The 12,552-nt window shown below is 61.8% G+C and carries 9 protein-coding genes and 1 pseudogene; 9 read left to right on the top strand and 1 reads right to left on the bottom strand.

Features of this window, described 5'->3' with window-relative positions; genetic code table 11:
* Positions 1-94: 94 nt before the first annotated feature.
* On the bottom strand, positions 95-1,927 hold the full coding sequence (locus tag BN1128_RS08780) for an SLC13 family permease (protein ID WP_042867750.1): 1,833 nt from the start codon (positions 1,925-1,927) through the stop codon (positions 95-97).
* Positions 1,928-2,223: 296 nt separating this feature from the next.
* Here BN1128_RS08780 and pnuC point away from each other — a divergent pair, with 296 nt between their 5' ends.
* From pnuC to BN1128_RS08735, 9 genes and pseudogenes are all read left to right on the top strand, one after another.
* Positions 2,224-2,946 carry a nicotinamide riboside transporter PnuC gene (gene pnuC / locus BN1128_RS08775; protein WP_042867748.1) on the top strand — a complete coding sequence of 241 codons (723 nt, stop codon included), beginning with the start codon at positions 2,224-2,226 and terminating at the stop codon, positions 2,944-2,946.
* Positions 2,943-3,668: a nucleoside phosphorylase gene (locus tag BN1128_RS08770; protein ID WP_042867747.1), complete on the top strand. Its 726-nt coding sequence runs from the start codon at positions 2,943-2,945 to the stop codon at positions 3,666-3,668. Before pnuC ends, BN1128_RS08770 begins: the two co-directional genes overlap by 4 nt.
* Positions 3,669-3,825: 157 nt before the next feature.
* The gene (locus BN1128_RS08765) at positions 3,826-4,497 is read left to right on the top strand and encodes a Crp/Fnr family transcriptional regulator (protein ID WP_042867745.1); all 672 of its coding nucleotides are present in this window, start codon (positions 3,826-3,828) and stop codon (positions 4,495-4,497) included.
* Between the two features lie 34 nt (positions 4,498-4,531).
* Positions 4,532-4,855 carry a N(4)-acetylcytidine aminohydrolase gene (yqfB, locus tag BN1128_RS08760; RefSeq protein WP_042867743.1) on the top strand — a complete coding sequence of 108 codons (324 nt, stop codon included), beginning with the start codon at positions 4,532-4,534 and terminating at the stop codon, positions 4,853-4,855.
* A gap of 78 nt (positions 4,856-4,933) precedes the next feature.
* Entirely contained in the window at positions 4,934-5,314 is a 381-nt protein-coding gene (locus tag BN1128_RS08755) for a DUF1622 domain-containing protein (protein ID WP_082030388.1), read from the top strand.
* A 195-nt stretch (positions 5,315-5,509) separates the two neighbouring features.
* Entirely contained in the window at positions 5,510-7,117 is a 1,608-nt protein-coding gene (locus tag BN1128_RS08750; RefSeq protein ID WP_042867739.1) for an alpha-glucosidase, read from the top strand.
* 482 nt (positions 7,118-7,599) lie between these two features.
* A complete protein-coding gene (locus BN1128_RS08745) occupies positions 7,600-9,390 on the top strand; it encodes a hypothetical protein (RefSeq protein ID WP_042867737.1) in 1,791 nt (596 codons plus the stop codon).
* A 381-nt stretch (positions 9,391-9,771) separates the two neighbouring features.
* Positions 9,772-11,331, top strand: coding sequence for an ABC-F family ATP-binding cassette domain-containing protein (locus BN1128_RS08740; RefSeq protein ID WP_042867735.1), 1,560 nt, complete (start codon positions 9,772-9,774; stop codon positions 11,329-11,331).
* A gap of 10 nt (positions 11,332-11,341) precedes the next feature.
* A pseudogene (locus BN1128_RS08735) lies at positions 11,342-12,496 on the top strand (MFS transporter).
* Positions 12,497-12,552: the final 56 nt, after the last annotated feature.

The following is a 12,552-nucleotide window of genomic DNA, read 5'->3' as shown; positions in this document are numbered from 1 at the left end:
CTTCCCTCTCGCTCTGCTGCCACCCAGGCTCATGCGGAGCGACAAAAAAGCGGCCCGCAGGCCGCTTGTCTCTCTTTTCCCTGAATCAAACCAGTCAGAACGGGAAGAACCAGGGGATGGCGATGACGCTCACCACCATCACCAGCAGGGTGAAGGGCACGCCAATGCGCACGAAATCCACGAACTTGTAGTTGCCTGGGCCCAGCACCAGGGTATTGACCGGCGACGAGACCGGCGTCATGAAGGCCGCCGAAGCCGCGATGGCGATGGTCATGGCAAAGGGATAGGGGGAGATCCCCATCTGCTGGGCCGTTCCCAGCGCAATGGGCGCCATCAGTACCGCCGTCGCGGTATTGGAAATGAAGAGCCCGATCAGGGCGCACAGGGCAAACAGGCTGGCCAGCATCACGCGAGGGCCCATCTCACCTACGGCCGCAATCAGACCGCCGACAATCAGGTCCACCCCGCCGGTCTTCTGCAGCGCCAGGGCAAAGGGCAGCATGCCGACGATCAGGATCAGAGTGGGCCAGTGGATGGACTTGTAGGCGCTCTCCATGTCGATGCAGCGGAACTTGCCCATCAGCAGACAAGCCACCAGCGCCGCGATGACGTTGGGTACGGGATCCGTCACCATCAGCACCACCATGACCCCAAGACAGATCAGGGCGTGGATGGCCTGGCTGCGGGCCGGCGCCATCTCGTCCACCTCGGCGGGCAGGCCCAGCAGCAGGAAGTCGCGGCTGTGGGTCTGCAACAGGCGGATCAGGCTCCAGTTGCCCACCACCAGCAGAGAGTCGCCCATCTGCAAGGGATCATCCACCAGCTTGCCGGTCAGCGCCTCGCCGTCACGGCGGATCCCCACCACGCTCAGACCGTAGTGGGAGCGAAAGGCCACCTCGCGAATGCTCTTGCCCAGCAGACGGGATTCGGGGATGAGCGACACCTCGGCCATGCCCACCTCCCGCGCCTGATCGGAGAAATACTCCCCACGCAGTATCATGGGCTCTAGCCGTGCCTCGCTGCAGAACTCTCGCACATCCACCTCGGGGTCGGACATGTCGATCAGCAGCACGTCCTTGGACTGGAACTCGGTGACGCCGGAGACGGTCACCATCACCCGCCGAAACTTGCGCCAGCGCTCCACCCCGATGACGTTGGCGCCGTAACGGGCCCGCAGCTGCAACTCGTCCAGGGTCTGGCCTATCAGGGGGGAGTCGGGCCGGATCGCCAGCCGGCGGGCCCGCCCGGCCAGCCGGTAATCGCGGATGAGATCGCGCATGGTGCTGCGCCCCGCCTGCTTGCCTTTTCCCTCCTCCCCTTCACGCACCAGGGAGCCCCGCATCAGCAGCATGTAGATGATGCCCATCACCAGGATGATCAGCCCCATGGGGGTGAACCCGAAGAAGCCGAAACCATGGATGCCATGGCGCATCAGCTCACTGTTGACCACCATGTTGGGCGGCGTCGCCACCAGCGTCATCATGCCGCTGATGAGGCCGGCAAAGCCAAGCGGCATCATCAGGCGGCCGGCCGGGATCCCCATGCGGTTCGCCACGCTCAGCACCACAGGGATGAAGATGGCCACTACCCCTGTGCTGCTCATCACGGCTCCCAGCAGGGAGACAGCCACCATCAACAGCACCAGCATGCGGATCTCGCTGCTGCCCGCCACCTTCACCAGCATATCCCCCACCTGATAGGCGATGCCGGTACGGACCAGCCCCTCCCCCACCACGAACAGGGCAGCGATCAGAATGACGTTGGGATCGCTGAATCCCGCCAGCGCCTCCGGCAGGGTCAGGGTACCGCTCAGCACAAACAGTATGATGATCAACAAGGCGACTACGTCCATGCGTACCTTGTTGGTAATAAACAGATAGATGGCGCCCACCAGCATGCAGAGGACCCAGATCAGTTCGGAATTCACACTTGCTCCTTTCGTTCATGTCCGCCATTGCACAATGGGTGAAATGGCGGACTCCATCAGACCACAGCTTGTTCTGCCCCGGTTTGTTACATATCAATAAAGGGCAAGGGCCATCATCGCATATCGGGGCCCCCTGCGGTCCGCAAAAATGGCGAGCCTTTGCCGCCCCCCTTTATCCATTCTTTGATGTGGCTCAGGCTGGCTCGGACAAAAGTCCTGCGTTAGCCCCCGCGCAGCCCCTAGAATAGGCCCGTTCCGATCACCCCCCTTCTTTCAAATTTTCAAAGGAAACGAAAATGAGCATATTCGAGTGGTTCAGCATCAATCACACCCTGGTGACCATACCGCTAGGCGGCGGTTACGCCATGTCGTGGATTGAAGCCATCGGCACTCTGTTCGGCCTGGCCTGCATCTGGTTCGCCAGCCAGGAGAAGACCATCAACTATCTGTTCGGCCTCATCAACGTCAGCCTGTTTGCCATCATCTTCTTCCAGATCCAGCTCTACGGCCTGCTGATGCTGCAACTGTTCTTCTTCTGCGCCAACGTCTACGGCTGGTACGCCTGGACCCGCCCCGCCAACGAGCAGGGAGACTGCTTGCAGATCCGCTGGCTGAGCAAGTCCAAGCTGATGGTGACCGCTGCCCTGAGCGTGCTGGCCATCGCCCTGCTGACCCTGTTTATCGACCCAGTGTTCGCCACCCTGGCCCGCACCTCGGTCGCCCTGCTCAACCTGTTCGGCGCCGGTCTGGCTACCCCTGAGCCCTCCCCCGACGCCTTCCCGTTCTGGGATGCCAGCATGACGGTGCTCTCGGTGGTGGCCCAGATCCTGATGACCCGCAAATACGTGGAGAACTGGATCCTCTGGGTGGTCATTAACATCATCAGCATCGGCGTCTATGCCGCCCAGGGCGTCTACGCCATGTCGCTGGAGTACCTGATCCTGCTGTTCATCGCCGCCAATGGCACCCGCCTCTGGATGCTGGCTGCCAAACGCCCGCAGCAGGAAGTGATCGCATGAGCCTGCTGCCCCATCTGCAATGCCGCCCGGATCAGATTGCCGAGCGGGTGGTGCTGTGCGGCGATCCAGCCCGGGTCGATCGCATCGCCAGTCAGCTGCAAGGGTGCGAGTCACTCGGCCAGAACCGGGAGTATCGCCTGATCAACGGCCATCATCAGGGGCTGCCCATCACCGTCTGCAGCACAGGCATCGGCGGCGCCTCCGCCATCATAGCGCTGGAGGAGCTGGTGCAGGCGGGTGCCCGCTCGCTCATCCGGGTCGGCTCCGCCGGCGCCCTGCAGCATGAGATGGCGCTGGGTGATCTTATCGTGGTGGAGGGGGCCGTGCGCCACGATGGCGCCTCGCTGGCCTACCTGCCCCCCGAGTACCCCGCCTGCGCCGACATTCGGCTGCAGGCCGCCCTGCTCGAGCATATCGCCGCCAGCGGCCAGCCTCACTGGCACGGCCTGGTACGCTCCCACGACAGTTTCTACCGGGATGACGAGCAGGCGGTGTGCCGCTACTGGCACGAACGCGGCCTGCTGGGGGCGGACATGGAGACCGCCTCCCTGCTCACCGTCGGTCGGCTGCGCAAGGTGCGGGTCGCCGCCGTGCTCTGCAACGTGGTGGCATTCGAGCAGGACGTGCAGCAGGGGGTAAACGACTACGCCAGCGCAGAGGCGGCCATGATGGCCGGTGAGCGGCTGGCCATCACCGCCGCGCTCCATGCGCTGGCGCAATAAGCCAGGCCCCCCACCCGGATCTGACCAGCCCAGGGGCCGGCACCATCGCCGGCCCCTGCCAAAACGTTAAGCCCGGCACATTCGATGGCACGGGCGCTGGCATCCGGCCCCCGCTCTTGCTAGCCTCATGGCCCTCGTTTCCACGCGCGGGTTTCTCATGCAGCAACACCCCTACCCCCTCGGTCGCTTTCACGCCGAACTTGAGCAGCTTGAACCCCGCTTTGCCGCGGCGCTGGAGGCGTGCACCCTGTTTTTGCGCCGCTACCTGCCGGGCGAGCCCATCATGCGCCAGGGGGAGCAGAGCGAATGCCTCTATCTGGTGGAAACGGGGCGGGTCTCCCTCAACAGTGCCGTGCACTCGGGGCGCCTGTTTCAGCTCGGGGAGATAGCATGCCAGCGCCAGATCTTCGGTGAGATGGAGTTCTTCAGTGCCACCCCGGTGCAGTGGAGCGTGGTGGCCGAGACAGAGCTGGATGCCAGCGTCATCTGTGCTCACAAGCTGGCCCAGCGGCTACTGGCAGAACCCGAGCTGACCCTGTTCTTCGCATCGGCCCTGGCCAGCGACTATCTGGATACCCTGGACATCACCACCAGCCGCCTGCTGCACCCCATCGCCTACAACATCGCCTTTGAACTGTGGCGAGAGCGCCAGCGCACCCCCATGCTGGGCTCGCGCAAGCGTTCCCACGAGGCGGCGCGCTTTGGCACCACGGAGCGCGTCTACCGCCGCGCCCTCAAGGAGCTGGTCGAACAGGGGATAGTATGCGACGGCGCTGACGGCCCCACCATCGCCGATCTGGCCAGGCTGCGCGCCTATCTCGACCTTTAATCTCGATTCACTCTTCACCCCTGTCGGAGCATCCATGTCTACCCATCCCTATCCCGAGTTCACCTTCTTCAGCCGTTTCGTGGCCGATATCCAGGCCGGCCGCAAGACCATCACCATCCGCGACGAGAGCGAAGCCCAATGGCAGCCCGGCCAGCGGCTCTCACTCTTCACCAACCCCGAGCACCAGCCGTTCGGCGCCATAGAAGTGCTCTCGGTCAATGCGGTCGCCTTTGATGAACTGAGCGACGAACACGCCCGCCAGGAGAACATGACCCTTCCTGAGCTAAAACAGGTGATTCGGGATATCTACCCTGACCTGCCTCCGCTCTATGTGATTGAATTCAAACTGATCGCCTGATTGATGGCCCGGGCCGGATTTGGCCCTGGCCGAGCAATATGTTAATAGTGTTCCTTTTGAATCGTGGAGAAGCCGAACGTGTTTGAGATAGCGAGCCTGAAAGAGGGAATGATGCACGGCGTCGAGCTGTTCCAGCTGCTGCTGGAGATCATCTCCATCGCCTGCGTGGTCATTGGGCTTGGCAAGACGCTCTGGCTGGCAGCACGAGTCCGGGATCACGCCCCCGGTTTCCCCCGTATCCGCCTCTGTTTTGGCAGCTGGCTGATCCTGGCGCTGGAGTTTCAGCTCGCCGCCGACATACTGGCCACCACAGTCGCGCCGAGCAAAGAGGAGCTGATCCGCCTCGCCATCATCGCGGTGATCCGCACCTTCCTGAACTACTTCCTCGGCAAGGAGCTGGAAGCGCAAGCGGAACGCCAACAAGAACCAAACGCCGAGCAGGCCGGGGCGACCCGATAACGAGTTATGCCAAAAGGCATATGAGCAGCACGCCATCCCGACCACGCCCGTAGCTCGGGATGGCACCTTTGTGACCCTCCCCTCACTTTTGACAACCAGTCACTTATGGAACCCTTTTCAGCCACTCCCCTGCCCTGTTGAGGGCAACCCGGAGCGCCTAGAATAGGGTTACCCCTTCCCCAGCCGACCAGCGCCATGACCCCTCTCGACACCTGCGTGATTTACCAGATCTATCCCATGAGTTTTCAGGACAGCGATGGCGACGGCATGGGGGACATCAAGGGTATCCGCCAGCGCCTGGACTATCTGGCGACCCTGGGGGTCGATATGCTGTGGCTCACCCCTGTCTATCGCTCCCCCAAGCGGGACAACGGCTACGATGTGGCAGACTACCGCGCCATCGACCCCACCTTCGGCACCCTGGCCGAGATGGAACAGCTGATCAACGATGCGGCCACCCGCGGCATCGGCATCATGATGGACATAGTCGCCAACCACACCGCCACCGAGCATCTGTGGTTCCAGCGAGCCCTGGCGGGAGATCCCCGCTATCAGGCCTATTACGTATTCCGGGACCAGGCCTTTGTCGATGCCCACCCGGTGCAATCCATCTTTGGCGGCAGCGGCTGGGAGTATGTGCCAGAGCTTGATCTCTACTACCTGCACAACTTCGACATAAGCCAGGCCGATCTCGACTGGGACAACCCGGCGGTGCGCACCGAGATGGCTGAAGTGATCAACTTCTGGCTGGCCAAGGGGATAAAGGGGTTCCGCTTCGATGTGATCGACATGGTGAGCAAGGAGTGGTCGCCCCTTGCCATGAGCAACGGCCCCCGCCTGCACGACTATATCCGCGAGCTCAACGGCGCCAGCTTCGGCAACAAGGGGATCATCACGGTCGGGGAAACCTGGGGGGCGGATCTCGCTCATATGCAGCACTATTCGAACCCGAATGGCAGCGAATTCAGCATGGTGTTCAACTTCGAACACCTAGGGCTGGGGCAGGACAAGTGGTCGTCGCATTTTGATCCCCTCACCTTCAAGCGGTCCATGGCCCGCCACCAGCAGGGGCTGCACGGCCGGGGCTGGAACAGCCTGTTTCTGGGTAACCACGACCTGCCCCGCGCCGTCTCCCGCTTTGGCGACGACAGACCCGAGTGGCGCGAGCCGAGTGGCAAGCTGTGGGCCCTGGTGCTGCACATGATGCAGGGCACTCCCTTCATCTATCAGGGGGAGGAGCTCGGCATGACCAATCGCCACTGGCAAACCGATGAACTGCGCGACGTGGAGGCTATCCACTACAGTGCCAGCCAGCCTGGGCTGGCTCCTGCCGAGCTGAGCCGACGACTGGATGCCATCGGCCGCGACAACGCCCGCACCCCGATGCAGTGGGATGCCAGCCCTCACGCAGGCTTTAGCACCGCCAAACCCTGGATTGCGCTCAACGACAACTACATGGACATCAACGCCACCGAGCAGCTGGCCCGCACCGGCTCGCTGTTTCACTGCTATCGCCAGCTGATTGCATTGCGCAAGGCCCACCCCGTCATTCGCCACGGCGACTTCGAGCTGCTAGATGGTGACGATCCGCTGCGCATCAGCTACCACCGCCGGTGGCGGGATCCTGCCACCGGCGAGACCCACACCCTGTTGCTGCTTGCCAATCTCACCGCGGGCACCTTGCCCATGCCCCATCTTGATCTGGTGGAGAGGGGGGCCACCCTGCTGATGGGCAACTACCCGGACGCACCCACGACCACCTTCGCCCCCTATCAGGCCGCCATCTGGCTGATGCTGGCATAACCGGGTGAGTGACAGGCGGCGCTTCGGGGCCAGCACATAGCCTCCCCGCTGGTGTTGGCTCCCAATATCCGTCTCGTTTATCGCCGACAATACATGACCAGATCCTGACCCCGTTATTTTCCTGTATTGTTCTCCTCCCTATTGGCCCGCACCATTTATCTTTAATCACTTAAAAACTTCGTATTTCCAGGCAGGTGGTAACCAGCCAGAAATATAACAACCGATCTCTTTATAGATAATAGAGACACCACAATACGTTGTTTATAATGAAGTAATAATTAATGGAAGTCTATTGAATGGTTATTTACAGGATGTATTTTGTGCTGTTTAGTCAGGGTTAAAAGTCAATTCAAATCTGCGGCCTTGTTATTCCTAGCCTGAACCTTATGGTTTCCATCCGGAGCGAGGAGATCCTCGCTCTGCGCCAACATGCAGTTCAGGCTCGCGGGATAATTATCCCGCCATAACAAAAGGTAATCACCATGCGTAAAACCGGTGTGGCACTCGCCATCTCGACCCTCTTCTGGCTCAATTCAGCCACGGCAACCCCCATCATATTCCCGGACGACCCGCTGGCCAGCCATGGACCGGAGACGCCCGCCCTCGCTCGCACCTTCCAGCTGGCGCAGGATGATCTGGGCAACCGGATCCACCAGCTTCATCTGCCAATTCAGACCGAACCCGAGCTGGTGGCTGAGCTGGAGCAGATCGGCAGGCAGCAGGGATTCTCGGTCAATACCCATGGCGACATGTACACCTGGACCGAGGACAACATGTGGCTATCACGGGATGGCACCCTCGTCTTCCGCCCCCGGGCACCGCTGGCCGACAAGGACAGGTACCACGCCTTCGTCACCGCCTTGACCCCAGAAAGCCCGCAGGCCGAGCAGGAGGGCCACCACAGCCTGGGCAGCCAGGACTCCCAGGGGCTGACAGATGGCATGCTGGCCCAGGCCGACAGCTTTGCCAGCGAACAGGGGCGCGAGCTTCTCCCGACCTTCTCCATCATAGATGGCGGCAACATGCTGACCGGTCAGCGCGCCGACGGTAGCCCCTATGCACTGATCGGTCGCGATGCCCTGCTGCAGACCACTCTGCACCACAGCCGGCTGGATCGGGAGCGCATCGCCACCCGGCAGGAGACCATGGAGCGTGACGGTGACTTTCGCCTGCAGCTGATCGAGCGTGAGTGGCTGGGCAGCCCCCATACGGTGCAGATCGGCCACGATCCCGAGATTGACCTCATACTGCTGGAGGCGGCCAACCTGCTGCCGCAGGGGCTGGATGAGCCACAGCGCCACGCCTTTGCCAGAACCGCGCGCGCCAAGGTCGAGCTGGCACAGTACCAAGTGGACTGGGACAGCCGGCAGGCCGCACAGGGGCGGATGTTTCTGAGCCAGCAGCAGGGCGCCCTCATCGCCGAGCGCTATCGCGCGCTCCATGGCCAGGCGCTGCCGGCCTCCTTCAATCTGCTGGCTCAGCTGAAACAGGACTACGCCAGCCTGGTGGTCACCGCCGATCTCCACTCTGACTTTGCTGATGACCAGATAGAGAAGGAGCTGCAAACGCTTCAGGCCGATGCAGCCACCCTGACCCGGCTGGGACGCATGCTGCAAGCCGGCGGCTACCAACGCAAGGAGTTGGCCAGCGCCGAGCTGGATGAGCAGACCCGCCGTTTCCTCGCCATGATGGCCATCAGCCAGCGCCTGATGGCGCAGGAGCTCAAGGTGACCGAGCGCGATCTGGTGATCCTGGCCCAACCCGGTTTTCACCTCGACATGGCCATGCGCCCGCTGGCCGATGGCCGCATCCTGTTCAACGACCCTGCAGCCAGCGGGACGCTGATCCAGCAGGTACTGACCAATGATGGCAGCCTGAGCGACAGCGAACGCCAGGGCCTCACCGAGACCCTCACCAGCCTGAAACAGCAGGCCGAGCGCTGGCACAAGATCCATGCCCTCATCCGGCAGCAGCTGACCGACGCCGGTCTGACCCCCATCGCCACCCCGGGCGCCTTCAGCGTGAACAAGCGGGCGGTGAACTGGATGAACGGCATCATGGGCACGGCGCAGCAACCCTTCTACATCACCAACGCCGCCAGCATAGCCCCCCTGAATCAGGCCTTCGGCGCCTGGTTGAAACGCGAGGTGCCCGAGCTGACCACCTACTTCGTGGGTCAGACAGCGAGCAGCACGCGGGCAGGATTTAACCAGGCGGAGGCTCTGCTCTGGGGCAGCGGTGGCCTGGATTGCATCACCTTGCACCACGAGTAGCGAGCGCTTGAGTCAAATGTTCAACCGACGGTCATTTGACTCGCAGGCGGGTTCTGTGTACTTTGCGACCAGAATTTTTGTTGGACCGCTTTTCCATGTTGTACATCCTGTTCAAATGCTCTGTCAGGAGGCTGTGCTCCGTGCACTAACACGATGAAGTGTTGCCCGGAGCCATCCCTCTTCTGAATCTTCATCAGCTGCGTGCATGCCCTCTCACAGGGAGGCGGCCCCGCATCTGATGAAAACAGGAGACTCAGGCCGGCGAGATGCTTCATCGCCGGCCTTTTTGTTTCTGATATTCAGGACAAAGTTTCAATATTGCTTGAAACGGGGGGCCGGTACGCCAAGTACCAGCCCCCCGTTTTTTATGGATGTCACATCATGAGTTTACTCACCATTCAAAACCTGACTTGTCACATGGGTGACAAGACCCTCTACCAGCAGGCCAACTTCACCCTCTTCGCCGGTGAGCATATCGGCGTCACGGGCAAAAACGGCGCGGGGAAAAGCACCCTGCTGAAACTGCTGCAGGCGGAGCTGTTGCCCGACGGGGGCGACATCCTCTGGCAGCCCGCTGTGCGCCTCGGTTATCTGGATCAGCATGCCGAGATGGACGCGCAAACAAGCGTGCGCGAATACCTGCAAACCGCTTTTGCAGATCTCTACCGGCAGGAGGCCGAGATGATGGCCATCTACGCCTGCCCGGCGAAAAGTGTCCAAGCCCGCCATCTGGCACGTGCCGCCACCCTTCAGGCCAGCCTGGAGAGCCGGTCGTTTTATCTGGTCGACAGCCGGATAGATGCGGTGGCGGATGGCCTGGGGATCACCCAGTTGGGTATGCATACCCGGTTGGGGGAATTAAGCGGCGGCCAAAGGCACAAGGTCATGCTGGCCCGCCTGCTGTTGCTCGCGCCGGATGTCCTGCTGCTGGACGAGCCGACCAATTATCTGGATACCCTTCACCTTGACTGGCTGGCGAACTACCTGAGCGGCTTCAAGGGAGCTTTTATGGTGGTCTCTCACGACAAGGCATTTCTAAACCGGATTGCCACGGCCATTTGCGACATAGACCGGCAGCAGATCCGCAAATTCAAGGGTAACGTCGACAAGGCCATGGCTCAGAAAGCCACTGAAGATGCCGCCCATGGGAAACACTATCTGGCGCAGCAGCGACATATCGACAAGCTGGAACGGTTCATCGACAAAAACGGAGCCGGGGTCAATGCCAGCATCGCCAATGGCCGCAAGAAACAGCTGGCACGCATAGACAGGCTGGCCGCGCCGGAGCAGGAGAAGCCCCTCTCCTTCTCGTTTCGTAACGCCCCGCACAATGGCCTGCAGCTGCTTGCCGCCACTGAGCTGGTCATTGGCTATCGACGCCCCCTGTTGGCGCCCATCTCGCTGACCCTGAGCCGTGGCGACAAGCTGGTGATTGCCGGGTTCAACGGCATCGGCAAATCCACCCTGCTGAAAACCTTGGTGGGCGAGCTGCCCCCGGTATCTGGCCAGCTCGCCCTGTCACCGGCCCTCAAACTGGGTTATTTCGAGCAGGCACTGCGCTGGGCCGACCCGGATGCCACACCGGTGGATCTGGTCAAAGCTGTGTGCCCGGGCGTGGATGACAAGGTGGCCCGGCAACATCTGGCACGCTTTGGCATCACGGGAAAACTGGCATTGCGGCCGATTGCCTCCCTCAGTGGTGGTGAGCAGACCAGGGTGAAACTGTGCAGGCTGACCCTGCAACCCACCAATCTGCTGGTACTGGACGAACCGACCACACACCTGGATGCCACCGTCAAAACAGCCCTGCAACAGGCCTTGCAGGACTATCCAGGTACTGTGGTGCTGGTCTGCCACGAACGGGAGTTCATCGTCCACTGGCCGGATCGGGTGGTGGATATTCACGCCTTCACTGCCGCTGAACATACGTATTGCGTTTGAGGTCAAAGATATGTTTTTGAAAATATTGCTGTTCTTGATTGCGTTTCTGGTGGGGGCCGATGAGCTGATGCTGGGCCCCATACTGGCTCCCATCGGCAAGGATCTGGGAGTTCAACCCGAGCGCGTGACCCTCTTCATCACCGCCTACAGCCTGGCACTGGCGATGATAGCCCCCTTGCTGGGTAGCCTCTCGGATCGCCTTGGCAGGATAAAGATGATGCTGCCCGCCGCCCTGTTGTTCGGGGCGGCCTCAGTCGCAACAGGCCTGGTGGAGAACTTTGAATGGGGGCTCGCAAGCCGGGTGCTCACCGGCCTTGCCAGTGCCGGCATGTTGCCCATCGCCTTTGCCATGGCAGCTGACAGCGCAGGGACAGATGCCATGAAACGCATTGCCTAGGTTCAGGCAGGCCTGACCCTGGGCATGATAGCGAGCCCAGCAGTCGGGGCTCTGCTGACCCAATGGCTCTCCTGGCGGGCTGCCTTCATCCTGCTCGGCGTGTGCGCCTGGGGGGTGGCGGCGGCGCTGGCCTTGCTGCCCACCGGCCAAGATCCGGCAGAAAAATCGGCTGAGCATCAGGAGGACAAGGGCCCCCACCTGCTGGCCATCCCGGGCGCGGTCGGTGCCCTGCTGGCCATGTGCCTGGGCCTTGGCGGCGGCATCGGCCTGTTCAATCTCGTCGGTCAGCATTTGCGCGATACCCAGGAGTGGTCCATCGGGTCCGTGGGGGGCTTGTACGCTCTGCTTGGCATCATCAGCGTCATCGGCAACCTGCTGATGCCCCGTCTCTCTGGCCGGGTCGAGAGCGGGCGCACCCTGATGCGTATGGCCTTGGTGGTCTGCTTGCTGGTCAGCGTCTGGTTTTACCTCTATCCGGCTAGGCAACCCATGCTGCTGCCCCTGCTGCCGATAGTGCCGCTGCTGCTGTGGGCACTGGCAGGCGGCATAGGATCGCCCGCGCTGCAGGGCTATATTGCGCAGCTCTCTGCGGCTCACAGAGGCATGCTGATGTCACTGGCGATGACCATGATGCACCTTGGCGTGGCGCTCTGGTCCGGTGTCGCCGGGTTCGCCTACAGCGCCAGGCCCCTGACCATGGCCGCCCTGGCCATGCTGCTGTTCGGCAGCGCCATTGCGCTGCTGCGCCCCGTCAAACCCGCCATGTGATCCCGGCGGAATAGGTGAGCTCGGACTCTGGGCTCACTCCCATCCAGTACAACGGG

Origin of the sequence: Aeromonas piscicola (genome assembly GCF_000820005.1) — a bacterium.
GTDB lineage: Bacteria > Pseudomonadota > Gammaproteobacteria > Enterobacterales > Aeromonadaceae > Aeromonas > Aeromonas piscicola.
This window is presented reverse-complemented; position numbering and strand designations above follow the sequence as displayed.

What these genes read in the sequence shown, in the direction of transcription:
- BN1128_RS08765 (WP_042867745.1), top strand. Translation starts at nt 3,826, where the DNA reads ATGCAGCAACACCCCTACCCCCTCGGTCGCTTTCACGCCGAACTTGAG.
- BN1128_RS08740 (WP_042867735.1), top strand. Translation starts at nt 9,772, where the DNA reads ATGAGTTTACTCACCATTCAAAACCTGACTTGTCACATGGGTGACAAG.
- BN1128_RS08745 (WP_042867737.1), top strand. Translation starts at nt 7,600, where the DNA reads ATGCGTAAAACCGGTGTGGCACTCGCCATCTCGACCCTCTTCTGGCTC.
- pnuC (WP_042867748.1), top strand. Translation starts at nt 2,224, where the DNA reads ATGAGCATATTCGAGTGGTTCAGCATCAATCACACCCTGGTGACCATA.
- yqfB (WP_042867743.1), top strand. Translation starts at nt 4,532, where the DNA reads ATGTCTACCCATCCCTATCCCGAGTTCACCTTCTTCAGCCGTTTCGTG.
- BN1128_RS08750 (WP_042867739.1), top strand. Translation starts at nt 5,510, where the DNA reads ATGACCCCTCTCGACACCTGCGTGATTTACCAGATCTATCCCATGAGT.
- BN1128_RS08770 (WP_042867747.1), top strand. Translation starts at nt 2,943, where the DNA reads ATGAGCCTGCTGCCCCATCTGCAATGCCGCCCGGATCAGATTGCCGAG.